This window comes from Metallococcus carri (assembly GCF_011440275.1).
Classification (GTDB): domain Bacteria; phylum Actinomycetota; class Actinomycetes; order Actinomycetales; family Dermatophilaceae; genus Metallococcus; species Metallococcus carri.
The window spans coordinates 230,246-256,012 of record NZ_JAAOIV010000003.1 but is presented as its reverse complement, the minus strand read 5'-3'; the positions used below and the strand labels follow the sequence as shown (position 1 = coordinate 256,012).

The following is a 25,767-nucleotide window of genomic DNA, read 5'->3' as shown; positions in this document are numbered from 1 at the left end:
GACCTCTCAGCCGAGACGGTAGGTGAGATAGAGACCGAGGCCGAAGAGCACGCCATACAGCAGGGACGCCAGGCCGCTCGCGGACAGCGCGGGGATCAGGTCGCGGCCCCGGGCGCCCTCCAACACCCGCTTCATCGCGGGGACCGCCGGGAGCAGACCGAGGGCGCCGATCGCGGCAAACGGGTGGATGAAGGCCGTCACACCGACGCAGGCCAGCGCCACCACGAAGAAGGCAACGAAGAGCGCTCGCGTCGCGCGGTCACCGATGCGCACCGCCAGGGTGCGCTTGCCCGCCGCAGTGTCACCGGGGATGTCACGCAGGTTGTTGACCACCAGGATCGCGCAGGCGACCGCACCGACGCCGACCGCGCCGAGCACGCTGGTCGCGTCGATCCGGTGCGCCTGGGTGTAGGTCGTGCCGAGGGTGGCCACCAGGCCGAAGAAGCAGAAGACGAAAACCTCACCCAGGCCGAGATAGCCGTAGGGATTGTTGCCGCCGGTGTACTTCCACGCCGCCCAGATCGAGGCGATGCCGACCAGGATCAGCCAGAAGGTGTTGCTCAGCGCCACCAGCGCGAGCCCGCACATCGCCGCCCAGAAGAAGCTGATGAAGGCGGCCAGCTTGACGTTCTTGGCGGTGGCCAGGCCCTGTCCGACGAGGCGGACCGGCCCGACCCGGCTGTGGTCGGTGCCGCGCACGCCATCGGAATAGTCGTTGGCGTAGTTCACCCCGATCTGCAGCAGCACCGCGACGAGGAGGGCGAGAACGGCATAGCCCGGGTTGGCGTGCTTCATCACGTATGCCGAGCCGGTGCCGACCGCGACGGGCGCGACGGCTGCGGGCAGGGTGCGGGGCCGGGCTCCGGCGGTCCATTGCTGGAGGGTGGCCATGGCTGCGCCGTGCTCCTTGCTGATCGGGTGGTCGGGGGCTCGCTAAGTTTGCCACCCGGTCGCGGCAGCCAAGGCACGACGGTCCGGTTTGCCCGGCCCTCGCAGCGGCAGGGCGGCCAGGTTGAGCAGCCGTCGCGGCAAGGCGTATGCCGGCAGCTGGTCGCGTAGCGCTGCCCGCGCCGCGGCCGTGGTCCACGGGTGGTCGGCGACCACGGCCAGGCCCACCGCGTGTCCCCATTCGTCGTCGGGCAGCCCGAGGGCGCATGCCTCGTGGACGCCCTCCAGGGTGCGGGCGGCCTCCTCGACGACGCGGGGTGCGACCTTGAGACCGCCGGTGATGATCAGATCGTCGGCGCGGCCGAGCACGCGCAGCCTGCCATCGGTCCCGAACTCGCCGAGGTCGCCGGTGCGGAAGCCGCGCGGAGGCCCGTCCTCGAAGGCCGCCGCGGTGCGCTCCGGATCGCCGAGATAGCCCTGGGCGATCGTCGGTCCCCGCAGCACGATCTGACCGTCGTCGAGGCCGATCGTGGTGTCTCGCAACGGGATTCCGTCATAGACGCACCCACCGGCGGTCTCGCTCATGCCATAGGTCGTGAGCGCGCGCACGCCGGCGTCGAGGGCCTCGGCCAGCAGCCGCGGGTCGGTCGCCGCCCCGCCGATCAGCACGCCGTCGAAGGACAGCAGCGCCGACCGGCCAGCGTCGTCGGCCAGCAGCCGGCGCAGCTGGGTGGGCACGATCGCGGTGTAACGCCGCGGTCCGTCGAGCCCCCCGGTCGCCGCCACGAACTCCGCCTCGGACCACCGCTCGAGCACGATCGGCTGGGTCCCGGCGCGGATGCTGCGCACCAGCACCTGGGTGCCGGCGATGTGCTGCGCGGGCATCGGCAACAGCCACACTCCCGGGCCGCCGAGCCGCTCGTGCGTGGCATCGGCGCTCGCGATCAGGTTGTCCCTGCTGAGGATTGCCCGCTTCGGGGTGCCGGTCGAGCCGGAGGTCGACACCACGAGTGCCGTGCCGTCCGGCACCTCGTCCGGCAGCATCGGCGCGGTCCCGGTGAACGGAGCGAGCGCCGGGCCGCCGCCGTCAACAGCGGCAGCCAGCGCGTCCCGATAACCCGGCCCGCTCACGTCATACGGGATCAAACGCGTCACGACCGGCAGCCTAGGCTGGGGACCCGTGAGCAGACGACTGGCAGTGGTGACCGGGGCGAGCAGCGGGATCGGACGGGCGTCGGCGCGACGGCTGGCGGCCGACGGCTTCGAGGTGATCTGTGCGGCCCGGCGCACCGACCGGATCGAGGCCCTCGCCGCCGAGATCGGCGGCCGTGCGGTGACCTGCGATGTGACCAAGGCCGAGGACATCGCGCGGCTGGCCGCCGAGACCGGCGACCGGCTGGACGTGCTCGTCGCCAATGCGGGCGGCGCCTTCGGCACCGAGACCGTTGCGGAGGCTGATTTCGACGACTGGCGCGCGATGTACGAGACCAACGTCATCGGCGTCGCCGCCTCGATCCAGACGCTGCTGCCCGCGCTGATCGCGGCACATGGCGTGATCATCACCATCGGGTCGTATGCCGGCCACGTCGCCTACGAGGGCGGCGCGGGATACACCGGCGTCAAGCACGCGGTGCGCGCGCTGATGCAGTCGCTGCGGCTGGAGGTCTTCGACCAGCCGGTGCGGGTGTGCGAGATCGACCCGGGGCTGGTGCACTCCGATGAGTTCTCCCTGGTGCGCTATCGCGGCGACGCGGCCAAGGCCGAGGCGGTGTATGCCGGGGTCGTCGATCCCCTCCAGCAGGAGGATGTCGCCGAATGCGTGGCGTTCGCGGCGAGCCGGCCGGAGCACGTCAATATCGACCCGTTGATGGTCCGGCCGAGGGCCCAAGCCGCGGTGCACAAGCTGCACCGGCATAGTTGAGGCCATGGACAACGACGCGGTCCTGGAGCTGCTCCAGGAGGTCGCCGCCACCATCGTCACCCCACGTTTCCGTTCGCTGCGCGCGGACCAGATCATGGAGAAGAATCCCGGCGACCTGGTCACCGTCGCCGACCGGGAGGCGGAGGTCGAGATCACCCGCCGGCTGCAGGCGGCCTATCCCGATGCGCTGATCGTCGGGGAGGAGGCGGTGTCGGCGGATCCGTCGATCCTGCAACGGGTTTCGGGAGTCGACCACTGGTTCACCGTCGACCCGATCGACGGCACCAAGAACTTCGTGCACGGCTCGCCCGACCATGCGCTGATGGTCGCCGAGATGCGCGGCTCCTCGGTGATGCGGGCGTTCATCTGGCAACCGGAGCACCAGGCGGCCTATGTCGCCGAGCGCGATGCGGGGGCGACCCGCAATGGTGTCGCGCTGCCTTCGATTCCGCGGTCGCCGGACGACCTGCACGGTCGCACCTCGCGCCGGGCGATGCTCGGCAAGCGCATCGGTGGCCTGCCCGCGCTCGATCTGTCCTGGGTGTGCTGCGGGGTGGACTATCCGCATATCGCCGAGGGCGACGCCGACTTCCTGCTGTATGGCGGGTCGATGCCCTGGGACCACGCGCCGGGTTCGCTCGTGCTCACCGAGGCGGGCGGCGTCGTGGGCTATGCCGACGGGTCGGCATACGACCCGACCTCGCTGCAGACGCCGATCATCGCGGCCGGCGACCGGGCGACCTACGAGCGAGTGTGCTCGGCGCTCGCCGACGACACCGCCTGGACCGCCTAACCGCGAAACGTCAGTAATGCATCGCGAAACGTCAGTAATGCATCGCGAGACGTCACGTCAGGCCCCGTCAGACCACCGCAGCACGCGCAGCGCGCGCAGGGTGATCCAGCGGCTCGGGCTCCCCTCGGCCTCCAACGCGAAGTGCACCAACCCCGGGTGGGTGGCGCCGAGCAGCCAGCGGCCATCCGGCTGCTGCGCCGCTCGCACCAGCTCGATCGCGTCGCCGAGTCGCGGATCGGGCGCGCCGCCGAGCGAGCGGAAGTAATCCAGGCCCCACAGCAGGTCGTAATGCCACTGGGTGGGGAAGGCGAACCGCAGGAACTCCTCGTCGGCCACCTCGCCGGTGCTCAGCCGCCGGAAGAGGCCGCGCTCGAGCAGATATTCCTCGCCGCGCTGCCGGGCCTCGCTCACTTCGAGGCTGCCGCCGGCCCGTTCGTATTCCGCCAAGCCGTCGAGCACGCAGATCGTCGAGTGGTATGACGACCGGGTCGAGCCGCGCTCGGCCTCGCAGTTCCAGCCGCCATCCGGCAGCTGCTCGCCGATCAGGCGCTGCACGAGCGGAGTCATGTCGACACCACCGAAGTAGGCACCGAGCGCGACCGTGCCGCCGTTGATGCACGGCTCGACCTCGCCGTCGAAGAAGGGCTCACCGGCATACTCCCAGCGCGCGTGCTCGCGGACACCCTCGACGGCGGCGCGCACCCGCGGGTCGGCGGGGTCGATGCCGAACTCGCGCAGCAGCCGCAGGGTCGGCAGCGTCGCGGTCCACGGCTGCGCGTCCGGATCGCCGGTGACTTCGGGCGAAGGCTGCCAGTCCTCCCCGGGGAAGCACGCGCCGTCGGCCCACTGACCGTTGACCTGCAGGTCGAGCAGCCGCCGGCCCCAGCCCTCGGTCGCCACTCTCGCGCGCTCGGCAGCCACCTCGTTTGCGGGGGCGTCGGTGAGATCGCGCATCACCTGCCAGCGGATCGCCGGGTCCGCGTCGAGCAGCCATTCAGTCGTCGTCATGGCCGCAGGTTAGGAGCCGTTGCGGACGGTCGCCTTCCAGATCGGGTATGCCGCGCGCACCCGCTCGCGCCACCAGTCTGCGCGGTCGGTCGGTGCGGCCCACCGTGCGACCAGCGCGGGATCCACCTCGGGACGTATGACGGGCAGCGAACCTCCTTGTGGCACAAGCGAATCGGTCACCACATCACCCTCGAACAGCTCGATGGTGCCGAGGCCGCAGGCGTGTTCCAGCCTCGGAAGGGCGGCGGCCAGCGCCACGCCGGCGGCCATGCCGACGCTGGTGTCGAGCGCGCTCGACACCACGACCGGCAGGCCGGCCTGCTGGGCGACGGTCAGCGCAGGCCGCACCCCGCCCATCGGCGCGACCTTGACCACCGCGATGTCGGCGGCGCCGAGCCGGGCCACCCGCAGCGGGTCGTCCGCCTTGCGGATCGACTCGTCAGCCGCCACCGGCAGGTCGATCCCGTTGCGCGCCAATGACATTCGCAGTGAGGCGAGCTCCTCGACCGAGGCGCAGGGCTGCTCGGCATACTCCAGGTCGAAGGCCGAGAGCCGGCCGAGCGCGGCGAGCGCGTCGTCGACCGACCAGCCGCCGTTGGCGTCCACCCGCACCTTCGCATCGCGGCCCATCACCTCGCGCACCGCGGCCACCCGGGCCAGGTCGTCAGTGAGCGACTGACCCGCTTCAGCGACCTTGACCTTCGCGGTGCGGCAGCCGTCATACCGCGCGATCACGGCCGGCACCTCGGCCGCGGACACCGCCGGCACGGTCGCGTTGACCGGCACCCGATCGCGCACAGGAGGCGGCCACCCGGCATACGCCGCCTCGATCGCGGCACCCAGCCAGCGGGAGGCTTCCGCTGGGCCGTACTCGATGAAGGGTGCGAATTCGCCTGTGCCACAAGGGCCGTCGATGATTGCAACCTCGCGATAGGTGACTCCGCGAAACTTCGTGTTCAGCGGCAAGCGGACCACGCGGAGGGTCGCGAGCAGATCGTCGAGGGAGGGCAGAGGCACGCTGTCGATGGTAGGACGGTGGCGCGCGACGCCGCTGGCCCGCACGATAAGCACATGCGACCAGACCGACTCCTCAAGCACGCCGCGGGCATCGCGGTGGTCTGGCTCGGTTCGCAGCTCGCGCATCGCGTGCGGTTTGGCATCAGCGACGCGATCCCGTCGGACGGTCCGGTGATCATCGTCGCCAACCACCTGACGACGACCGAGCCGCTGGCGGTCGCGCGGCTGGTGCTGGGGCACCGGCGGTTCCCCCATTTCCTGGCGATGCGCGAGGTGTTCAGCTGGCCGGTGATCGGCTGGCTCGCTCGGGGCACCGGCCAGATCCCCGTGGCGCGGGGCACGGCGTCCGCCGCCGAGGCGCTCGCCGGTGCGAGCGAGCAACTCGCCGCCGGTCGCGTGGTCGCGCTCTATCCCGAGGGTCGCCTCACCGACGCACCCGACCAGATGCCCGGCCCGGGCCGCACCGGCGCGGCTCGCCTCGCCCTGCTGCATCCCGCCGTGCCGGTGATCCCGGTCGGCACGTGGGGTCCGAAGCAGGGGCGAGCACACCGGTGGCACCGGCATACCGCCTGCTTGTGCGTCGGCGAACCGGTCGACCTCAGCGCGTATGCCGGCCGCACCGACGAGCGGGCCGCGCAGGAGGCGACCGCGGTGATCATGGCGGCGATCCGCGCCCAGGTCGTGCGGGCGCAAGGCGAATATCGACGACAGCGCCGCCTCGCTGCGCTGCAGGCACACTAGGGTCGGACATCGTGACCGACGCTGACCAGCCCTTCGACGCCTCCCAGTGGGATGAGGTCGAGGGTTTCGACTTCACCGACATCACCTACCACCGCGCCAAGGACCTCGGCTGCGTGCGGATCGCCTTCGACCGGCCCGAGGTGCTCAACGCCTTCCGGCCGCACACCGTCGATGAGCTCTATCGGGCACTGGACCATGCGCGCCGCACCCCTGATGTCGGCGTGGTGCTGCTCACCGGCAATGGTCCGAGCGAGACGGGCAAGTGGTCGTTCTGCTCCGGTGGCGATCAACGCATCCGCGGCCGCAGCGGTTATCAGTATGCCGACGGCGACACCGCCGACACCGTTGACGAGCGCCGGGTCAAGGCCGAGGGTGGGCGGTTGCACATCCTGGAGGTGCAGCGGCTGATCCGCACCATGCCCAAGATCGTCATCGCGGTCGTGCCGGGCTGGGCGGCCGGCGGCGGTCACTCGCTGCACGTGGTGTGCGATCTGACGATCGCCAGCCGGCAGCACGCCCGGTTCAAGCAGACCGACGCCGACGTCGGCAGCTTCGACGCGGGCTACGGGTCGGCATACCTCGCGAAAATGGTCGGGCAGAAGTTCGCACGCGAGATCTTCTTCCTCGGGCGCACCTACACCGCCGAGGACATGCACCGGATGGGCGCGGTCAACCTCGTCGCCGACCACGCCGAGCTCGAGACCGAGTCGCTCCAAGCGGCGCGCGAGATCATGGGCAAATCGCCGCAGGCACAACGGATGCTGAAGTTCGCGTTCAATCTCACCGACGACGGGCTGATGGGTCAGCAGGTGTTTGCCGGCGAGGCGACCCGGTTGGCGTACATGACCGACGAGGCCGTCGAGGGCCGCGACCAGTTCCTGCAGAAGCGCGACCCCGACTGGTCGCCCTTCCCCTGGTATTTCTGAGCCGCCTCACTGGCGCAAAACGCCCAAGTGGGCGATCGGTGCCTCGTTCGCGCGGCGGCGGTGACACAAAACGCCCAACTGGGCGATCGGTGCCTTGTTCGGGCGGAGCGGCTGGCGCAAAACGCCCAAGTGGGCGATCGGTGCGGGGTCCGGGCGGCGGGGGTGACGCAAAACGCCCAAGTGGGCGATGGGTGCCGAGTTCGGGGCGGCGGCGGTGACACAAAACGCCCAAGTGGGCGATCGGTGCCTTGTTCGGGCGGTGCGGCTGGCGCAAAACGCCCAACTGGGCGATCGGTGCCGGGTTCGGGCGGCGGCGGTGACGCAAAACGTCCAAGTGGGCGATGGGTGCCGGGTCCGGGCGGCGGGGGTGACACAAAACGCCCAACTGGGCGATCGGTGCCTTGTTCGGGCGGCGGCGGTGACACAAAACGCCCAACTGGGCAGTGAACGCGACGAGGGCACCCGGATGGTCCCGGGTGCCCTCGTCGGTGTGCTTCTGGTCAGCGCAGCCGGTCGTCGCGGGGGAGGTCGCCCCGGCCGTCGCGGTGCGCGGCGTCGCCATAGCCCGCGCGCGTGTCGTCGGGGTAACCGGCACGGTGGTCGTCGGCGTAGCCCGCGCGCGAGTCGGTGGCGGCGCGGTCGTCATACCCACGGTTGTCATACCCACGGCTGTCGGCGGGAGCGACCTGGTCACGCTCGCGGGCCGCTTCGCGGTCGCTGAGCGCACTGTCGCGCTCGCGCACGAGCTCCTTGCGCTCGCGGCGGCGGCGCAGGCCGCGCTTGCCGCCGGCGACGAAGGCGCGCGTCGCGGCCCAGACGAGCGCCAGCGCGATCGCACCGGCGACGAACATCGTGAGCGGGCTGACGTTGAGGTCGATGCCGAGGATCGACTTGTCGATCGATGGTCCTGAGGTCCCTCCGGCGAAGATCGCCCACAGGGTCAGCAATGCGGCCAGGATGAGCAAGAAAACACCGAGAACGGCCATGAACGAAACTCCTTGGTCGATGGTGGGACTGGTTCCAGGTTAGGGCGCCACCAGGGGCTTGCGGGTGTTTGCGAGGTGTGGCGGGCGCTACCTTTTGCCACCATGACGACGCGACTGCTGGTCACCCGCCACGGTGACGCGGACTATCCGGTCCGCGGAGTGCTGTCCGATGAGGGTGGTTGGCTCACCGACAAGGGCAAGGCCCAGGTCGACGAGCTCGCCCGCTCGCTGACCGGCCGTGGCGTCACCGGCGTCTACTCCTCCACGATGCAGCGGGCGGTCGAGTCAGCCCGGCGGGCTGCCGCCATCCTCGGAGTGTCCGCGCAGGTCGTCGACGGCCTGCAGGAGTACTCGGTCGGGCAGTATGCCGGTCTGCCGTATGGCGATCCGCGCCCGCAACAGGTCTTCAACGCCTGGCTGGCGGGTGACCTCTCCCAGGGATTGCCTGGCGGGGAGACCGGGCAGCAGGTGGTGGACCGCTACCGGATCGGTCTGGACGAGGTCGCCGACGCCACCGCAGACGGCACCGCCCTGGTCTTCAGCCACGGCGGGGTGATGTCCCTCGTCATACCTCGGCTGTCGGTCAATGTGCGCGACGACCTGGCGGCTCAACGCTTCCTGCCCAATTGCGTGCCGGCCGAGGTCGAGGTCGACGGCGAGCAATGGCGGGTGATCTCCTGGCCGGGCTCGACCGATAAGTCGGTGGTCTGAGGGGATGAACCAACACCTCGCCTGGCGCGTCGCAGTGCGTGACAATGAACCGGCGCACCGTGCGCCAGGGGAGGAGCACAGCCGTGGAACCCAAACGCAAGGGCCGCGCGATGACGATCATCGGCGCGATCATGTTGGTGTTGGCCCCGATCATCTTCTTCGGTGGCACCTTCATCGGTGTGGCCGGTCTCGCCAACGAGTTCAAGAACTACCAGCCGCTCGACCCGGGGGCGAGCGTGCAGGCCGACGGCAATGTGCGCCAGGACATCTACGCGGCCGGCAGCTCCAGCACCTCCACCACAGAAGCGTCCGACTGCACCGTGACCGGTCCGCAGGGTGAGGTGTCGGTCAGCGGACCCAACTCCTCCACCAGTTATTCCTCCGGTGACACCTCCGCCACGAAGATCGGTTCGTTCACGCCGCCGGAGACCGGCAGCTACACCGTCGACTGCGGCACCCAGGTGCGGGTGCTGCCCCAGGCGGTGTCGGACAAGGTCACCCAGAACATCCTCGCCTCGATCGGCTTCGCCTTCGCCGGTGCTCTCGTGCTCGGTGTCCTCGGCCTGATCCTGCTCATCATCGGCATCATCCGCTGGACGGGCTCCAACAAGGCACGCAGCCAATGGCGGATGCAGCAGCAGGCCGCTCAGTGGGGCGGGTATGGCGGCCCCGGCGGGTATGGCGGTCAGCCGCCCTATAACACCCGCTGACGCAGGCGCACCGGGGTCGGCATACGGTGCGATCACCATGAGCACCATCGGTTTCGACCTCGACATGACCCTCGTCGACTCCCGGCTCGGCATCGCCCGCTGCATGCAATCGGCGATCCGCGCGCACGGCGGTGACGCGACCGAGGAGGAGTTGTGGCCGCTGATCGGCATCCCGTTGCGCGACACCCTGGCCCACTTCCTGCCCGCGCCGGTCCTGGAGGACGCGGCGCGGCAGTATCGGCGCGAATATCCCTCGATCGCGGTGCCGATCACGACCGCGCTGCCCGGGGCGGCCGCGCTGGTGAGCGGGCTGCGCGCGGGCGGTCACCGGGTGATCGTGGTGAGCGCCAAGGTCGCCGACGCCGTTCGGCAGGTGCTCGACCACGTCGGCATCCCGGTGGATGAGATCGCCGGCGGTGTCTTCGCCCACGACAAGGCCGCACCGCTGCGCGACCGCGCCACCATCGCCTATGTCGGTGACCACGAGGGCGACATGATCGCCGCGACCGACGCCGGGGCGCTCGGCGTCGGCGTGCTCACCGGTCCGCACGATGAGGCGCGGTTGCGAGCGGCCGGCGCGCGGGTCGTCATACCGTCGCTGACCGCGCTCGGGCCGGATCCGGACCGGTGGGTCCGCTGAATTGGATTCGTGAGGCGAGCCGCGGAGGCGTTAGCCTTGCGCGGCAGTATCTCGACGAACGAGTAGGTGGATCGTGCCCAGCGGCAAGGTGAAATTCTTCGACGCGGACAAGGGCTTCGGCTTTGTGTCCGGCGACGACGGGCAGGACGTCTTCCTGCCCGCGCGAGCGCTGCCCGCCGGCACCACCACGCTCAAGGGTGGCACCCGGATCGAATACTCGGTGGCCGAAGGCCGCCGCGGCGCCGAGGCGTTGTCGGTGCGCGTGCTCGAAGCCGCACCCTCGCTGGCCGCCCGTCACCGCAAGCCCGCCGACGACATGGCCGTCATCGTCGAAGACCTGATCAAGCTGCTCGACGGGGTCGGCAACGGCCTGCGCCGCGGCCGCTATCCCGACTCCCGCAACGCCGGCAAGGTCGCGGCCGTGCTGCGCGCCGTCGCCGACGACCTCGAGGCCTGAGATGCCTGCGGTGAAGCCGGACAAGGTGCTGCTCGACGCCGTCGAGCTGGCGCGCGAGGCAGCGATCGCCATTGCGCCGAGCGCGGACTCGGTCGGCGAACATCTCGGTGGCGAGATGCTCGGCGAGCGCCTGGCGATGCACTCCTTCGCGTGCACCGACAAGGGTTATGTCGGCTGGCATTGGGCCGTGTCGGTCGCCCGGGTGCCGCGCGGCAAGGTCGCCACGATCTGCGAGACCAATCTGCTGCCCGGCGACGCCGCGGTGCTCTCGCCCGAGTGGCTGCCGTATGCCGACCGCCTCGCCCCTGGCGATCTGCGGCCGGGTGACGTCACGCCATATGTCGAGGCCGACCCGCTGCTGGAGGCGGGTTATGAGGCCACCGGTGACGAGGACGTCGACCAGATGGCGATCTTCGAGCTCGGGCTCGGCCGCCCGCGTGTTTTGTCAGCCGAGGGGCGCGACGCCGCGGCCACCCGGTGGTATGACGGCGAGCACGGCCCGGGCGCGTCCGTCGCCGCCCAGGCTTCGGGCGCGTGCTCGACCTGCGGTTACTTCCTGCCGATGCCGGGCGCGCTGCGGGCGGTGTTCGGGGTGTGCGCCAACGAATGGTCGCCCTCGGACGGCCAGGTGGTCTCGCTCGACCACGGTTGCGGCGCGCACAGCGAGGTGGACGTCGCCCAGCCCAAGCCGGAGCAGATCGACCCGCCGGTCCTCGACGACTACGCCCTCGAGATCACCACCGGCGGCTGACCGGCCGTCAGGACGTCGGCTCGCGCCACTTGCGCTCGAACGGCAGCCGCCAGGCGGCCGGGGCGATCAGCTGGTGGATCTGGTTCGGACCCCACGAGCCCGGTTCGTAGGGACGCACCGGCGGCGGGTTGTCGAGCAGCGGCTGGCTGATCTCCCACAACCGCTCGATGCCCTCGGCCGTGGTGAACAGCGTGTGGTCGCCGCGCACCGCGTCGTAGATCAGCCGCTCGTAGGCCTCCAGCACCGCGTGCGCGCCGGTCGACTCGTTCATCGCGAACTGCATCGACAACTTGTCCAGCCGGAAGCCCGGGCCGGGACGTTTTCCGTAGAACGACAACGACATTCGCGCCTTGTCGGCGAGGTCGAAGGTCAGATGGTCCGGCCCGTGCTGGGAGACGCCGGACCCGGCGGGGAACATCGACTTGGGCGGTTCGCGGAAGGCGACCGAGATGATCCGCTGGCCCTCGGCGAGCTTCTTGCCGGTGCGCAGGTAGAACGGCACGCCCGCCCACCGCCAGTTGTCGATCCGGCACTTGAGCGCGATGAAGGTCTCGGTCTCCGACTCCGGCGCGACGCCCTCCAGCTGGCGGTAACCCTGGAACTGGCCACGCACCACATCGCCCGTGGAGATCGGCAGCATCGACCGGAAGACCTTGTTCTTCTCCTCGGTAATCGCTTCTGGCTCAAGGGAAGTCGGCGGTTCCATGGCGGTGAACGCGAGGATCTGGAACAGGTGGGTGACCACCATGTCGCGGTAGGCGCCGGTGGACTCGTAGAAATTCGCGCGGGTCTCGATGCCGAGCGTCTCGGGCACGTCGATCTGCACATGCTGGATGTTGTTGCGGTGCCAGATGGGCTCGAACAGGCCGTTGGCGAAGCGGAACGCCAGGATGTTGAGCGCCGCCTCCTTGCCGAGGAAGTGATCGATGCGGAAGATCTGGGATTCATCAAAGATCTCGTGCAGCGCGGCGTTGAGCTTGCGGGCCGAGGCGAGGTCGGTGCCGAACGGCTTTTCCATCACCACCCGGCTGCGGTCGGCCAGCCCGGCGTCCTGCAACTGCTGTATGACGGACAGCGCGGCCTTCGGGGGCACCGACAGGTAGTGCAGTCGGCGGGGGGTCTCGGTGAAGGCCGACTCCGCCTCCTCGACCACCTTGCGCAGCGCGTCCGGGCCGGCATCGGAGCGCACGAAGTAGAGGCGCTCGGCGAAGGCGTCGGTGTTCTTCTCCACATCGGGGTGGGAGGAGAACTCGGCGATCGACTTGCGGGCGAAGTCGATGAACGACTCCCGGTCGAAATCGTCCAGCGAGGTGCCGACGACGCGCACGTCGTTGAGCAGACCGCTGTTGAACAGGTGCAGCAGCCCGGGCAGCAGTTTGCGGCGAGCGAGGTCGCCGGTGGCACCGAACAAGATGATGGTCGTCGGACGATCCGCAGCCATGTCCCTACCTTCTCTCACGCGCTCGAAGCGTTGCCGCGGCCCCGCCATACATAGAGATAACCCAGACCGCCGAGGATCAGCCCGCACACGCAACTCCACGGCCACCACTGCCGCGCGCCGGTGTGCAGGGCCGGGACGGCCAGGGTGAGCACAAGCGCGAGCGCCCAGACGCCGAGGCCGACCAGGATCAGCCGCAGGACATCGATGCGCATCGGCTCCGGCGGGGCGGTGTTGGTCACGTCACCCAGGCTAGCCATAGCGGGAAGGCTCGCCGCAGCCCTACGCTCGCGCTCATGTCGAGCAGCACCGCCGCCCCGTCCAGCGCCCTCGATCGCTACTTCAAGATCAGTGAGCGCGGGTCCACCGTGGCGCGCGAGATCCGGGGCGGCTTGGTCACCTTCTTCACGATGGCCTATATCGTCGCGCTCAACCCGCTGATCATCGGCAGCGTCAAGGACGGCACCGGGCACTTCCTCGGCGGCAGCACCGACAAGCCCAACTTCGCGCTCGTCGCGGCGTGCACGGCCCTGGTGGCCGGGGTGATGTCGATCGCGATGGGCGCCATCGCCAACTACCCACTGGCGATCGCAACAGGCTTGGGGCTCAACGCTTTTGTCACCTTCGGGGTCGCCGCGCTGCCCAACATGACCTGGCAGGCCGCGATGGGTCTGGTGGTGCTCGAGGGCGTGGTCATCCTGGCCTTGGTGCTGTCCGGCTTCCGGGTCGCCGCGTTCAAGGCGCTGCCACCGCCGATGAAGACCGCGATCTCGGTGGGCATCGGCCTGTTCATCGCCTTCATCGGGGTGTTCGACGCCGGCTTCGCCCGGGCCGCGCCCGCGACGCCGGTGCAACTCGGCATCGACGGACGGCTGCAGGGCTGGCCGATCGTGGTGTTCATCGTCGGCTTCTTCCTGCTGGTCGCGCTCTACGTGCGCCGGGTGAAGGGCGCCATCCTCATCGCGATCATGGGCGCGACCGTGCTGGCCATCATCATCGAGTCGATCGCCAATATCGGCCCGCGCTTCGGACCCACCGGCAAGCTGCTCAACCCGCGGGCCTGGGGGCTGAACGTGCCCGAGGTGCCCAGCTCCGTCATACAGACTCCGGACTTCTCCCTGATCGGGCAGGTGGACCTGTTCGGCGGCTTCGCCAAGGCGGGCGTCATCGCCGCGGTGCTGATCGTCTTCTCCCTCGTGCTCGCCGACTTCTTCGACACGATGGGCACGATGGTCGCGATCGGCGCCGAGGGCGGCCTGCTCGACGAGAACGGCAACCCGCCGGACACCCAGAAGATCCTGGTCGTCGACTCGGTCGCGGCGGCCGCGGGTGGTTTCGGCGGCGTCAGCTCCAACACCGGCTACATCGAGTCGGCCTCCGGTGTCGGCGAGGGCGCGCGCACCGGCCTGGCGGCGATCGTCACCGGCGTGCTCTTCCTGCTCACGACCTTCCTCGCCCCGCTGGTCGAGGTGATCCCCTACGAGGCGGCGACGCCCGCGTTGGTCTTCGTCGGCTTCTTGATGATGCGTCAGGTCGATGAGATCGACTGGAAGAACGTCGAGATCGCGCTGCCGGCCTTCCTCACCATCGTGCTGATGCCGTTCACCTACTCGATCACCGTCGGCATCGGCGCGGGCACGCTCGCCTATTTCGCGATCAAGATCTTCCGCGGCAAGTGGCGCGAGATCCCGGTGGTGCTGTGGATCATCTCGGCCTGCTTCATCGCCTATTTCGCGATCGACCCGATCCGCCAGCTGACCGGCGTCTCCTAGGCGACGACCGGCTAGGACTCGGCGCCGAGGGCCTGGTTGATCCGGGTCGAGGAGTCGGCCTTGGCGGTGCCGCCGGCGTCGAACACCATGGTGATGCCGTGCTCCTCGCAGACCGCGGCCTCGGGCACCGCCTGAGACGAGTCGCGGTCACCACCGTTGGCGAAGATGAGGTCGTCGCCCGGGTATTGCCCGGCCACCATCGCCAGGGTGCGGATGATCGTGGGGTCCTCGTCGATCGACAGGATGACGGTGTCGACCCCCTTGAGAGCACGCATCAGCCGCAGCCGGTTGCTCTCATCGAGGATGATCTTGCCCTTCTTCAGCAACTGCTGCCGATCGTTGTTGACGATCACGATCAGCCGGTCGCCGAGTTTGGCGGCCGACTCGATCATGTCCAGATGCCCCCCGTGCAGTGGATTGAAGTAACCACTGACCACTACCACCTTCATGGCAGGCGAGGATACCGGGCGCTCGTGGTGAGCCGGATCACTCGTCGAGATCGTCGGCGTCGACGATGCGGTAGGCGTAGCCCTGCTCGGCGAGGAATCGCTGCCGGTGCGCGGCGAACTCGGCATCGACGGTGTCCCGGGTGACCACGGTGTAGAAGTGCGCGGTGCGGCCGTCAGCCTTGGGCCGCAACACCCGGCCGAGCCGTTGCGCCTCCTCCTGGCGGGACCCGAAGGTGCCGCTCACCTGGATCGCGACGCTCGCCTCGGGCAGGTCGATGGAGAAGTTGGCCACCTTGCTCACCACGAGCAGGGAGATCTCGCCCTCGCGGAAGGACTGGAACAGCTTCTGCCGTATGCCGACCGCGGTCTCGCCGGTGATCAGATCGGCACCGAGCCGTGCGGCCAGTCCCTCGAGCTGGTCGAGATATTGGCCGATGACCAGCGTCGGCTGGCCGCGGTGCTGCTCGACGATCCGCTCGACCACCTCGTCCTTGACCGGGGCGCTGGAGGCGAACCGGTAGCGCTCGTCCGGCTCGGCGGTGGCATAGGCCATCCGCTCGCTGTCGGACAGGGAGACCCGCACCTCCACGCAGTCCGCGGGGGCGATATAGCCCTGGGTTTCGATGTCCTTCCACGGCGCGTCGTAGCGCTTGGGCCCGATCAGGCTGAAGACATCCTCTTCGCGGCCGTCCTCGCGCACGAGGGTCGCGGTGAGCCCGAGCCGGCGCCTCGCCTGCAGGTCGGCGGTCATCCGGAAGATCGGGGCTGGGAGGAGGTGCACCTCGTCATACACGATCAGGCCCCAGTCACGGGCGTCGAGCAGCTCGAGGTGCGGGAAGACGCCCTTCCGTTTGTGGGTGAGCACCTGATAGGTCGCGATGGTGACCGGGCGGATCTCCTTGCGAGCGCCGCTGTATTCGCCGATCTCGTTGTCGGTCAACGACGTTCGCTTGAGCAGCTCGTCGCGCCACTGGCGGGCGGAGACGGTATTGGTGACCAGGATGAGCGTGGTCGCCTTGGCCGCGGCCATCGCGCCGGCGCCGACGAGTGTCTTGCCGGCACCGCAGGGCAGCACGACGACCCCCGACCCGCCATGCCAGAAGCCCTCGACGGCCTGCTGCTGATAGGGGCGCAGCGACCAGTCCTCCTGGCGCAGGTCGATGTCGTGGGCCTCACCGTCGACATAACCCGCCTCGTCCTCGGCCGGCCAGCCGACCTTGATGAGCTGCTGCTTGATCGCGCCGCGCTCGGAGGGATGCACCAGCACGGTGAGGTCGTCGATCCGGTCACCGACGAGCGGGGCAATCTTCTTGTGCCGCAACACTTCTTCGAGCACCGGCTTGTCGTCGGAGACCAGGATGAGCCGCCCGGCGTCGTCCTTGCGCAGGCTGAGCCGGCCGTAGCGCGACATCGTCTCGGCGACGTCGATGAGCAGCGCCTGCGGCACCGGATAGCGGCTGTAGCGGATCAGCGTGTCGACCACGCCCTCGGCGTCGTGGCCGGCGGCACGGGCGTTCCACAGCCCGAGCGGGGTGATCCGGTAGGTGTGGATGTGCTCGGGGGCGCGCTCCAGCTCGGCGAACGCGGCGATCGCGTGTCGAGCATCCTGCGAGAGCGGGTGATCGACCTCGAGAAGCACGGTCTTGTCGCTCTGGACGATGAGGGGTCCGTCGGTCATCTTGCTCCCTGCCGCTGAAGACTGCCGAGAGGGTAACGATCCGCGGCGGGGCGGCATTCCAGCCGGGGTGCGAGGATGAGAGCCATGTCACTGCCGATGGTGGAGCCGATGGCCGGGTTGCCGGACCGCATCACGATCTACGAGGTCGGTGCGCGCGACGGTCTGCAGAACGAGAAGGCGGTCGTCCCGACCCCGGTCAAGGCCGAGTTCATTCGCCGTATGGCGGGTGCCGGGCTCTCGAGCATCGAGACCACCTCGTTCGTGCCGCCGTCGTGGATCCCGCAGCTCGCCGACGCACCGGCCCTGCTCGATGAGTTGGGCGCCGTGGGCACGGGTCCGACGCGCCCGGTGCTGGTGCCCAACGAGCGGGGTCTGGACAACGCGATCGCGGCCGGTGTGGGTGCCATCGCCGTCTTCGGCTCGGCGACCGAGACCTTCGCCCAGCGCAATCTCAACCGCTCGGTCGAGGAGTCGCTGCAGATGTTCGCGCCGGTGGTCAAGCGGGCCAAGGACGACGGGCTGTGGGTGCGCGGTTATGTCTCGATGTGCTTCGGCGACCCTTGGGAGGGACCGGTGCCGATCGAGCAGGTCGTGTCGGTGTGTGAGCGCCTCATGGCGCTCGGCTGCGACCAGCTCAGTCTCGGCGACACGATCGGGGTGGGCACGGCCGGCCACGTCATACGGCTGCTGGAAGCGTTGGCGGACAAGGGAATCGGCCCGGAGCTGATCGGGGTGCACTTCCACGACACCTACGGTCAGGCGCTCGCCAACACCCTCACCGCGTTGCAGCACGGGGTCACCGTGGTCGACGCCTCGACCGGGGGCCTGGGTGGGTGCCCCTACGCCAAATCCGCCACCGGCAATCTGGCGACCGAGGACCTGGTGTGGCTGTGCCGCGGCCTCGGCATCGAGACCGGGGTGGACCTGGACGCGCTGGTGCAGACCAGCGGCTGGATGGCGCAGCAGCTCGGCCGGCCCTCGCCGTCGCGCGTGGTGCGCGCGCTCGCCGGGGCCTGAGCGGCGCGCGCGGGTCGGGGATAGGTTGAGGCCAAGCACAACGACATCCCAAGGAGCACCATGCCGGCCGAAGCCCCGAAGTCGGGAATCATCGCCACGCTCGATCCGTCGATCCGCCCGCAGGATGACCTGTTCGGTTATGTCAACCACCAGTGGGTGAAGGACACCGAGATCCCGAGCGACCGCGCGCGCTACGGGACCTTCGACCGGTTGCGTGAGCAGTCCGAGCAGGCCGTGCGCCAGATCGTCGAGGCGGCATCCTCCGGAACCGCCGAGGACGGCACCGAGGAGCGCAAGGTGGGCGACCTCTACGCCTCGTTCATGGACACCGAGGCGATCGAGCGCCTCGGCAGCACACCCCTCGACGCACCCATCGAGCGCATCCGCGGCACCAAGAGCGTGAGCCAACTCCTCGGTGTCGCAGGCGAACTCGCGCGCACCGGGGTCAGCGGAGCGGTCGTCTTCTATGTCACCGCCGACGCGAAGAACCCGCAGGAGTATGTCGTCTACCTCGAGCAGGCGGGCATCGGTCTGCCGGACGAGTCCTACTACCGCGAGGAGAGCTACGCCGAGGTCCGCGACGCCTATGTCGCCCACATCGCCCGGCAGGCCGAGGGCCTCGGTTTCGAGGACCCGCAGGGTTTCGCCGAGCGGGTGATGGAGGTCGAGACCCGCATCGCCCGGCAGCACTGGGATGTCGTGGCCACCCGCGATGCGATCAAGACCTACAACAAGCACACGCTCGCCGAGCTCAAGGAGCGCGCGCCCGGCTATGACTGGGACGTCTGGCTGGAGGGGCTGCAGGCGCCCGGCGGATCGTTCGCGCAGGTCGTCGTGCACGAGCCGTCATTCCTGGAGGGGCTGTCCACGGCGCTGCAGGAGATCGGGCTTCCGCTGTGGCAGGACTGGCTGGTATGGCGAGTGGTGACCTCGCTCGCGCCATACCTGAACGAGCAGGTGGTCGACGAGAATTTCGACTTCTTCGGCAAGACCCTCTCGGGCACGCCGCAGCTGCGCGAGCGGTGGAAGCGCGGCGTCGGCCTGGTCGAGGACGCTCTCGGTGAAGCGGTCGGCAAAATCTATGTCTCGCAACACTTTCCGCCGCATGCCAAGGAACGCATGCTGCAGCTGGTGGACAACCTGGTCGAGGCCTACCGGCGCGATTTCGACGACCTGCCGTGGATGAGCCCGCAGACCCGGGAGAAGGCGCTGGACAAGCTCGGCAAGTTCCGCACCAAGATCGGCTATCCGGACAAGTGGCGCGACTACAGCGCGCTGGAGGTGCACCGCGACGACCTGGTCGGCAATGTGGCCCGGGCATCGGCCTTCGAGGTGGACCGCGAGCTGGGCAAGATCGGCGGCCCGATCGACCGCGACGAGTGGCTGATGAGCCCGCAGACGGTCAACGCGTATTACCACCCGATGATGAACGAGATCGTCTTCCCGGCCGCGATCCTGCAGCCGCCGTTCTTCGACGCCGATGCCGACGACGCGGTCAACTACGGCGGCATCGGCGCGGTCATCGGGCACGAGATCGGCCACGGCTTCGACGACCAGGGGTCGCGCTTCGCCGGCGACGGCAGCCTCACCGATTGGTGGACGCCGCAGGACCGGGAGCGCTTCGATGCGTTGGCGCAGAAGCTGATCGAGCAGTTCAACCAGGAGGAGCCGGCTGACTCCCCGGGCACCAAGGTCAACGGCGGGCTCACCGTCGGGGAGAACATCGGTGACCTCGGCGGTCTCACCATCGGTTACAAGGCCTACCAGATCGCCCAGGAGACCGCGCCCGCCCCGGAGCTCGACGGGCTCACCGGCGACCAGCGGTTCTTCATCGGCTGGGCGCAGGTGTGGTGTGGCAAGGCGCGGCCGGAGGAGGCCAAGCGGCTGGTCGCGATCGACCCGCACGCGCCGATGAACTGCCGGGCCAATGTGGCGCGCAACCTGCGGGAGTTCCAGGAGGTGTTCGGCGTGGCCGAGGGCGACGGGATGTATCTCGCGCCCGACGACCAAGTCCGGATCTTCTAACGGTTGTCACCGCTGCCGCCGAGCACCGCGCGCTGCTGGCGGTCGGCGAGCTTGGCGATATTGACGCTGCCGACCTCCTCCAGTGGTATGCCGAAGTGGTCGGCGATGACGGCGACATACCAGAGGGTGTCGCCGAGTTCCTTGGTGAGATCGGCGCGGTCCCACGCGGTGAAGTCGCTGTCGCGGTCGCGCACGATCTTCTTGGCCTTCTCGGCGATCTCCCCGGTCTCACCGACCAGGCCGAGCAGCAGGTGGAAGACCTCGTTGTGCTTGTCGCGCGGCGCGGCCGTGCGCAGCGCCGCCTGTTGGTAGTCGTTCAGCTCCACGGCAGGCAACTCTAGGCGGGCACGACGCCGGTGATGCGGTGGACCGAAAAGCTGCGCCTGGTGTCGCCGACCAGGCCGGTCGTGCGGCCGCCGTCGACCCGCTCGGGGTGGAAGAGCGCGCGCTTGAGATCTCCTGATGCGTCGACGAATCCGATCCACACCGGCATCCGGTCGGCCGCGGCTTCCTGCAGGATCGACAGGGTGTCGCTCGGCTCGGTGTGCGGGATGCGCGGCTCTCCGGGGCGGGCTGCCTCGGCGGACCGCTGCTGCGCGCTCATCAGCCGCTCGACTAGGGCGGACGCGGCGGCGCTGTCGGTCGACCGGGTGACCACCGGCGCGGGCGGAGCCGGGTTGGGAGCGCGGGCGCTGTCCTGCCTGGTGGTGACGAGGACCCCGCCGTCGGAGGTCTCGGCCAGGGCGCTGTGTCCCGCCCTTGCCAGCAGGTCGAGCAGGGTGGCGGCCGGCATCCGGCTGACGAGCACGCCAGGCGCGAGGGAGCGCAGGCCGAGCGCGCCCAGGCTCGGGTCGGCGAGCAGCGTCGCCACGAGGGCGGGATCGTCGCAGCGCAGATAGCTGCCTGCGGCACCGACACGCAGCCGACCGTGGCGGCGGGCGACATCGTCGATGAGATAGGTGAGCGGCTGCGGCAACGGAGTGAGGCTCGCGGCGGTCAGTCGCTCGCGCAATTCAGCGGCGTCGATGCCGGAGTCCAGGGCGCGCCGCACCGAGTCCTCGTCGAAGCGGTAAACCGTTGCGCCACCACGGGATTCGACCTCAGCGGAGCACTGGAGGAGGCGGTGCAGCGAGTCGTCGGGCGGCCCCGGCACCACCGCGGTGAGGTCGGCCTGCACCATCATCCGGTCCACCGTCGCGGGCAGCAGTTCATCGAGGTCGACGTCGTCACCCGCCACGATCGCGCGACCGGCCGACGACAGCGCGCCATGCGCCACCAGACCCAGCCAGCTCGCTTCGCGCAGCACGACACCAGTGTGCGTCGGGGCACCCGGCGGCAGCCGCAACGGCCGCGACCAATGCAGCAGCGCATCGAGCGAACCCACGCTCGGGGCGAAGTCGACGGGCAGGCGGCCGAGCACGGTGAGCACGTCGTGCCGACGGGTGCGCATCAGCGGCCAGGACGCCTCCGGACCGAGGACGTTGACGACCGTGCCCGCCTCGGTGCGGGAACCGGCCAACGAGGGTGCACGCACGGTGCGCCACCAGGCGTCGGCCAGCTGGCGCCAGCGCTCACCGCGGGAGGCCTCCAGCCAGTCATCGAAACCCCGAGTGGGCAGGAAGGACGGCTCAGCCTGCCGGTCGTCGGCGAAAAGCCCTGCGGCACTAGCGATTTCGAGCACGAACGCGACATGCTCGGTGTCCAGCCCGAGTGCTGACGCGGTGCGCCGGTGGTCGCGCACCGACAACCCACCCGAGCGCAGCACCCGGGGCGGGTCCTCAGCCCACAACTGTGCGACGCTCTCGACCTGCCAGAGCAACTCCGTCGCGGCCATGCCGGCCGTGGCATCCACCTGCTGCACGATCTGCCCGGCCGGCTCGGGTGGGGTGAGCCCATCGGCATACAGCACGCCGCCGCGCACGTGCAGGGCGACGGCCCGCGGCACGACGACCGTGTTGTCGTCCTCCCGGACGACCAGCTCGGCGTCAACGAGAGCCGGGATCCCTTCTGCGACAACGCCTTCGACGGTGGCGCGCGGATGTTGCCAGGCGAGCCGGTCGAGCAGACGGCGCGCCTCGTCGGGCAGGGCGGCATACCGCTCGGCCAGATCGGCCGGGGCGGGAAGGTCGGGACCGAGGGAGGCCGGGAAGGGCAAGATCTCGCCCACTGCCCGCGAGGGCACCCGGCCGTCCGGGCTGTCCCACACGAGCGCGCGATCCCACAAGTCCTCGACGACGTCGGCGATATCGGCACCGCCGAGCAGAGCTGCGGCGTCGGTGGGAGAGACGAGCAACGCCTCCAGCACGCGCAGCCGGTCGGCGGGCAGTGCTTCTAGCGCTCGCGCCGTGCTGCCCCTGGTCGCCGCCCGCGCAGCGAGCGCCGTCACGTCGGCGGGGGCGGGGTGGGCGACATCGGGGCGCAGCACGATCAGCCGGGTCAGCTGGTCGGCGCTGCGCGCACGGATGTCGTCGGCGAAGCTGCGGGCGGGCACCGGCCCACGGTAGTCCGCGAGCCGTGCGGCGGTGTGCTGCGATGGGGGTATGACGACCGACAGCCGCCCGCTCGCCCCTCCCGTCGCGCCGAGCGGGACCCAGTGGACCCTGCAGGCGCACGACCAGGAGCTCACCGTGGTCGAGGTCGGCGGCGGCATCCGCAGCTACGCCCGCGGCGGCCGGGAGGTGCTGTATGGCTATCCGGTCGAGGCGAAGGCGGACGCCGGACGCGGTCAGCTGCTGATGCCCTGGCCCAACCGGGTGCGGGACGGGAGGTTCAGCTTCGGCGGTCGCGACGAGCAGCTCGCGCTGTCCGAGCCGGCCCGCGACAACGCCAGCCACGGGCTGGTGCGCTGGGCGAACTGGCGGTTGGTCGAACGGTCGGCGGACAGCCTGGTCGTGGCGCACACGCTGCTGCCGCAGCAGGGCTGGGACTGGCCGTTGGACCTCAGCTGTCGCTACACCCTCACCGAGACCGGACTGGTCGTCGAGCCGTCCGCGACCAACCTCGGCACCGAGCCGGCACCCTTCGGTTTCGGCGCTCACCCCTATCTCACCGCCGGCGAGGCGCGGGTGGACGACCTGCAGCTCACCCTGCCCGCCGACACCGTGCTCGAGGTGGACGACCGGCTGATCCCGACCGGGCAAGCGTCGGTGCCGGCCGAGCTCGACTTCCGCGCGGGCCGCCGCATCGAGGGCACACAACTCGACCACGCCTTCACCGACCTCGCCGGCGAGCGTTGGGAGATCACGATCGCGCACGGCGACCGGCGGGTGACGCTGTGGGCCGACGGCACGGCATACCCCTTCGCTCAGGTCTTCACCGGTGACTCGCTGCCCGGTGACCGAGCTCGCCGCACCGGCATCGCGGTGGAGCCGATGACCTGCCCGGCGAATGCGCTCGCGACCGGCGATTCGCTGATCGTCTTGCAGCCGGGTGAGCGGTGGGGCGCGCCGTGGGGCGTGCGGGAGGATGCCTGACGTGAATCCCTCCCTCGCGCTCGCCACGGTCGTCGTGGACGAACTCATCCGGCACGGCGTGCGGGATGTCGTGCTCGCGCCCGGCTCGCGGTCGGCACCCCTGGCGTATGCCGTCGACGCCGCCGCCCGGGAGGGCCGGCTGCGGTTGCACGTGCGCGTCGATGAACGCTCGGCGGGATATCTGGCGCTCGGGATGGCCAAGGTGACCCGCGTGCCGGTGCCGGTGATCACCACGAGTGGCACCGCGGTCGCCAACCTGCACCCCTCGGTGCTGGAGGCCGCGCACGCGTCGGTGCCGATGCTGCTGCTCACCGCCGATCGGCCGCCGGACCTGCGCGGCGTGGGCGCGAATCAGGCGACCGACCAGGTGGGCGTCTTCGGCGGCGCGACGCGCTGGTTCCACGAGTTCGGGGTGCCCGAACGCCGCGTGGGTCAGAACGGCATGTGGCGCTCGATCGTCGGGCGGGCGGTCGCCGAATCGACCGGTATGCCGGCCGGTGACGCCGGGCCGGTGCATCTGAACGTGCCGCTGCGCGAGCCGCTGGTGCCGACCGAGGACGAGCCGGAGTGGCCGGAGTCGCTCGATGGCCGGCCGCGTGGCGAGACCTGGCTGTCGTTGCGAAACCCCTTGAGCCACAAGCAATCCGTCGTCTCCGGGCCGGTGATCGCGCCGGTGCCCCGCACTCTGGTGGTGCTCGGTGACCTGCCCGACCCGGCTCAGGCGGCGCAACTGTCCGCGCTCGCCGACGCGGCCGGCTGGCCGGTGATGGCCGAACCCTTCGGGCAATACCACCGGGGCCGGGCGACTCCGCACGGAGCGCTGATCCTGCGGGCGGAGGATTGGCTGGCCGCGCACCTGCCCGAGCGGGTGCTCGTCGGCGGCCGGCTGACCCTCGACCGGCGGGTGGCCGCACTGCTGCGCCACCCGGACGTCGAGGTCGAGATCGTCACGCCGGGCACGTCCTGGCCCGACCCGGGCCATGTCGTCAGCCGGGTGCACCGCTGGGAGGACATCGAGCGCAGCCACACCGCGGTGAGCTCCTGTGTCGATCGGGCCTGGGGCGCCGCCTGGCGCACCGCCGGCGGGGTGATCGGGCGCGCCGTCGGACCGGTCGTGGAGGCCAGCTGGCCGTCCGGGCCGGCCGTCGCTCGCACCATCGCCCATGCGATGCCGGAGAACAGCGGTCTGTATGTCGGGCCGTCCAACGCCGTGCGCGACCTCGACCTGTCCCGCGACCCGCATCTGATCGCCAAAGGCGTTGTCTCCGTGGGCAATCGGGGTCTGGCCGGCATCGACGGTGTGGTGTCGTCGGCGATCGGGATGGCGTTGTCGCGGCCGGGCGCTCCGGCATACGCCCTGATGGGGGACCTGACCTTCCTGCACGACGTGAACGGGCTTCTGGTGGGTGAGGGCGAGACCCGGCCGGATCTGACGATCGTGCTCGTCAACGACGACGGCGGCGGGATCTTCGGCACGCTGGAGCCCGGGCAGAAGGGGCTGTCCGAACCCTTCGAGCGGATCTTCGGCACGCCGACCGGGGTGGACTTCGAGCAGGTCTGCGCGGCCCGTGGGGTGCCCTACGAACTGGTCGGTGACCAGGCCACCCTGAAGGAGCGAATCGCCAATCCTGGCAAGGGGATTCGCGTCCTGGAGGTCAAGGTGCCGCGCACCGGTCAGCGTGAGCTGCTCGAGCTGATGGGTCGCACCGCCGCGGACGCGCTCAAGGACTCCGCATGAGCTATGTGCCGCATTTCAACCGGGTTGAAGACGAGGCCGAGATCCGGGAGTTCGTGCGGGACCGGTCGGTCGCGACCCTGATCACCGCCGGTGCCGACGGCGTGCCGGATGCGACGCTGCTGCCGATCGTGTGGGACGGCGACGAGGCCATCGCCCATGTCGCGCGCGCCAACGACCACTGGCGACGGATCGCCGACGGCGCTGCCGGGCTGTTCGTGGTCCAGGGGGTTGACGGCTACGTCAGCCCAGGTTGGTATGCGAGCAAGCGCGAACACGGCAAGGTCGTGCCGACCTGGAACTACTCGGCGGTGCACCTGCGCGGCCCGGTGACCGTGCACGATGACGCCGACTGGAAGCGCGCCGCGGTGTCGCGCCTCACCGCCGTCCACGAGGCATCCCGTCAGCAGCCGTGGGCCGTCACCGACGCGCCCGAGCAGTACGTCGAGGGGCAGCTCCGCGCGATCGTCGGCATCTCGATGCGGGTGGAAACCGTTGATGCCAAAGCGAAATGGAGCCAGAAGCGCTCGGACGAGGATCGCGCCGGTGTGGTCGCCGGGATGCGAGCCGATGGTGCGGTGGACGCGGCCGACCACACGCAGACCGGCCGGCTCTGATCAGGCGAGCACAC

Annotated in this window: 26 protein-coding genes; 15 read left to right on the top strand and 11 right to left on the bottom strand. The window is 69.9% G+C overall.

The genetic code is table 11. The annotated features are described in order from the left end of the window. Positions 1-6: 6 nt before the first annotated feature. Both G9U51_RS05860 and menE read right to left on the bottom strand, forming a co-directional pair. Positions 7-891 carry a 1,4-dihydroxy-2-naphthoate polyprenyltransferase gene (locus G9U51_RS05860; protein WP_166194592.1) on the bottom strand — a complete coding sequence of 295 codons (885 nt, stop codon included), beginning with the start codon at positions 889-891 and terminating at the stop codon, positions 7-9. A gap of 42 nt (positions 892-933) precedes the next feature. Further along, on the bottom strand, positions 934-2,043 hold the full coding sequence (gene menE, locus G9U51_RS05855) for an o-succinylbenzoate--CoA ligase (protein ID WP_328823338.1): 1,110 nt from the start codon (positions 2,041-2,043) through the stop codon (positions 934-936). A 25-nt stretch (positions 2,044-2,068) separates the two neighbouring features. Between menE and G9U51_RS05850 the strand changes: the two genes are divergently transcribed. Both G9U51_RS05850 and G9U51_RS05845 read left to right on the top strand, forming a co-directional pair. Next, positions 2,069-2,809: an SDR family NAD(P)-dependent oxidoreductase gene (locus tag G9U51_RS05850; protein ID WP_166194589.1), complete on the top strand. Its 741-nt coding sequence runs from the start codon at positions 2,069-2,071 to the stop codon at positions 2,807-2,809. A gap of 4 nt (positions 2,810-2,813) precedes the next feature. After that, the gene (locus G9U51_RS05845; protein ID WP_166194587.1) at positions 2,814-3,602 is read left to right on the top strand and encodes an inositol monophosphatase family protein; all 789 of its coding nucleotides are present in this window, start codon (positions 2,814-2,816) and stop codon (positions 3,600-3,602) included. A 57-nt stretch (positions 3,603-3,659) separates the two neighbouring features. Here the strand turns inward: G9U51_RS05845 and G9U51_RS05840 are convergent, their stop codons facing one another. Continuing rightward, the gene (locus G9U51_RS05840; protein WP_166194585.1) at positions 3,660-4,610 is read right to left on the bottom strand and encodes a prenyltransferase/squalene oxidase repeat-containing protein; all 951 of its coding nucleotides are present in this window, start codon (positions 4,608-4,610) and stop codon (positions 3,660-3,662) included. A gap of 9 nt (positions 4,611-4,619) precedes the next feature. Beyond that, positions 4,620-5,627: an o-succinylbenzoate synthase gene (locus tag G9U51_RS05835; RefSeq protein WP_328823337.1), complete on the bottom strand. Its 1,008-nt coding sequence runs from the start codon at positions 5,625-5,627 to the stop codon at positions 4,620-4,622. Positions 5,628-5,681: 54 nt separating this feature from the next. Between G9U51_RS05835 and G9U51_RS05830 the strand changes: the two genes are divergently transcribed. Beyond that, complete coding sequence (locus G9U51_RS05830; protein ID WP_166194580.1) at positions 5,682-6,368, top strand: lysophospholipid acyltransferase family protein; 687 nt, start codon at positions 5,682-5,684, stop codon at positions 6,366-6,368. 11 nt (positions 6,369-6,379) lie between these two features. Further along, positions 6,380-7,294: a 1,4-dihydroxy-2-naphthoyl-CoA synthase gene (locus G9U51_RS05825; RefSeq protein ID WP_166194577.1), complete on the top strand. Its 915-nt coding sequence runs from the start codon at positions 6,380-6,382 to the stop codon at positions 7,292-7,294. Between the two features lie 500 nt (positions 7,295-7,794). Here the strand turns inward: G9U51_RS05825 and G9U51_RS05820 are convergent, their stop codons facing one another. Beyond that, on the bottom strand, positions 7,795-8,280 hold the full coding sequence (locus tag G9U51_RS05820; protein WP_166194574.1) for a hypothetical protein: 486 nt from the start codon (positions 8,278-8,280) through the stop codon (positions 7,795-7,797). A gap of 102 nt (positions 8,281-8,382) precedes the next feature. On the opposite strand from G9U51_RS05820, the gene G9U51_RS05815 reads away from it, so the two are divergent. The 5 genes from G9U51_RS05815 (at position 8,383) to G9U51_RS05795 (ending at position 11,549) form a co-directional block, all read left to right on the top strand. Further along, positions 8,383-8,991 (top strand): histidine phosphatase family protein, encoded by a 609-nt coding sequence (locus tag G9U51_RS05815; protein ID WP_166194571.1) that lies wholly within the window; start codon positions 8,383-8,385, stop codon positions 8,989-8,991. A gap of 83 nt (positions 8,992-9,074) precedes the next feature. Further along, positions 9,075-9,701, top strand: a complete 627-nt coding sequence (locus G9U51_RS05810) for a hypothetical protein (protein WP_166194568.1) — start codon at positions 9,075-9,077, stop codon at positions 9,699-9,701. A gap of 37 nt (positions 9,702-9,738) precedes the next feature. Further along, entirely contained in the window at positions 9,739-10,341 is a 603-nt protein-coding gene (locus G9U51_RS05805) for an HAD family hydrolase (RefSeq protein WP_166194565.1), read from the top strand. 73 nt (positions 10,342-10,414) lie between these two features. After that, positions 10,415-10,798 carry a cold-shock protein gene (locus G9U51_RS05800; RefSeq protein WP_166194562.1) on the top strand — a complete coding sequence of 128 codons (384 nt, stop codon included), beginning with the start codon at positions 10,415-10,417 and terminating at the stop codon, positions 10,796-10,798. Position 10,799: 1 nt separating this feature from the next. Next, on the top strand, positions 10,800-11,549 hold the full coding sequence (locus tag G9U51_RS05795; RefSeq protein WP_166194559.1) for a DUF3027 domain-containing protein: 750 nt from the start codon (positions 10,800-10,802) through the stop codon (positions 11,547-11,549). Positions 11,550-11,556: 7 nt separating this feature from the next. On the opposite strand, the gene zwf is transcribed toward G9U51_RS05795, so the two are convergent. Continuing rightward, positions 11,557-12,990: a glucose-6-phosphate dehydrogenase gene (gene zwf, locus G9U51_RS05790; protein WP_166194556.1), complete on the bottom strand. Its 1,434-nt coding sequence runs from the start codon at positions 12,988-12,990 to the stop codon at positions 11,557-11,559. A 14-nt stretch (positions 12,991-13,004) separates the two neighbouring features. Next, on the bottom strand, positions 13,005-13,229 hold the full coding sequence (locus tag G9U51_RS05785; protein ID WP_328823336.1) for a DUF2530 domain-containing protein: 225 nt from the start codon (positions 13,227-13,229) through the stop codon (positions 13,005-13,007). A 54-nt stretch (positions 13,230-13,283) separates the two neighbouring features. On the opposite strand from G9U51_RS05785, the gene G9U51_RS05780 reads away from it, so the two are divergent. Next, complete coding sequence (locus G9U51_RS05780) at positions 13,284-14,759, top strand: NCS2 family permease (RefSeq protein ID WP_166194547.1); 1,476 nt, start codon at positions 13,284-13,286, stop codon at positions 14,757-14,759. An 11-nt stretch (positions 14,760-14,770) separates the two neighbouring features. Here the strand turns inward: G9U51_RS05780 and G9U51_RS05775 are convergent, their stop codons facing one another. Beyond that, on the bottom strand, positions 14,771-15,208 hold the full coding sequence (locus G9U51_RS05775) for an adenylyltransferase/cytidyltransferase family protein (RefSeq protein ID WP_166194543.1): 438 nt from the start codon (positions 15,206-15,208) through the stop codon (positions 14,771-14,773). A 37-nt stretch (positions 15,209-15,245) separates the two neighbouring features. Next, positions 15,246-16,886 carry a DNA repair helicase XPB gene (locus G9U51_RS05770; RefSeq protein WP_166194540.1) on the bottom strand — a complete coding sequence of 547 codons (1,641 nt, stop codon included), beginning with the start codon at positions 16,884-16,886 and terminating at the stop codon, positions 15,246-15,248. A gap of 84 nt (positions 16,887-16,970) precedes the next feature. Between G9U51_RS05770 and G9U51_RS05765 the strand changes: the two genes are divergently transcribed. Beyond that, positions 16,971-17,903 carry a hydroxymethylglutaryl-CoA lyase gene (locus G9U51_RS05765; protein ID WP_207948093.1) on the top strand — a complete coding sequence of 311 codons (933 nt, stop codon included), beginning with the start codon at positions 16,971-16,973 and terminating at the stop codon, positions 17,901-17,903. 60 nt (positions 17,904-17,963) lie between these two features. After that, positions 17,964-19,928: a M13 family metallopeptidase gene (locus G9U51_RS05760; RefSeq protein ID WP_166194537.1), complete on the top strand. Its 1,965-nt coding sequence runs from the start codon at positions 17,964-17,966 to the stop codon at positions 19,926-19,928. On the opposite strand, the gene G9U51_RS05755 is transcribed toward G9U51_RS05760, so the two are convergent. Then, positions 19,925-20,254, bottom strand: coding sequence for a nucleoside triphosphate pyrophosphohydrolase family protein (locus G9U51_RS05755; RefSeq protein WP_166194534.1), 330 nt, complete (start codon positions 20,252-20,254; stop codon positions 19,925-19,927). The genes G9U51_RS05760 and G9U51_RS05755 overlap by 4 nt on opposite strands. An 11-nt stretch (positions 20,255-20,265) precedes the next feature. Then, the gene (locus G9U51_RS05750; RefSeq protein WP_328823335.1) at positions 20,266-22,419 is read right to left on the bottom strand and encodes a helicase-associated domain-containing protein; all 2,154 of its coding nucleotides are present in this window, start codon (positions 22,417-22,419) and stop codon (positions 20,266-20,268) included. Between the two features lie 49 nt (positions 22,420-22,468). Here G9U51_RS05750 and G9U51_RS05745 point away from each other — a divergent pair, with 49 nt between their 5' ends. The 3 genes from G9U51_RS05745 to G9U51_RS05735 are packed head-to-tail and all read left to right on the top strand — an operon-like array spanning position 22,469 to position 25,753. Beyond that, positions 22,469-23,401, top strand: coding sequence for an aldose 1-epimerase family protein (locus G9U51_RS05745; RefSeq protein ID WP_166194528.1), 933 nt, complete (start codon positions 22,469-22,471; stop codon positions 23,399-23,401). Further along, positions 23,394-25,139 carry a 2-succinyl-5-enolpyruvyl-6-hydroxy-3-cyclohexene-1-carboxylic-acid synthase gene (gene menD, locus G9U51_RS05740; protein ID WP_207948059.1) on the top strand — a complete coding sequence of 582 codons (1,746 nt, stop codon included), beginning with the start codon at positions 23,394-23,396 and terminating at the stop codon, positions 25,137-25,139. The genes G9U51_RS05745 and menD overlap by 8 nt, the downstream gene beginning before the upstream one ends. Next, positions 25,136-25,753, top strand: a complete 618-nt coding sequence (locus tag G9U51_RS05735; RefSeq protein WP_166194522.1) for an FMN-binding negative transcriptional regulator — start codon at positions 25,136-25,138, stop codon at positions 25,751-25,753. The genes menD and G9U51_RS05735 overlap by 4 nt, the downstream gene beginning before the upstream one ends. Positions 25,754-25,767 lie beyond the last annotated feature (14 nt).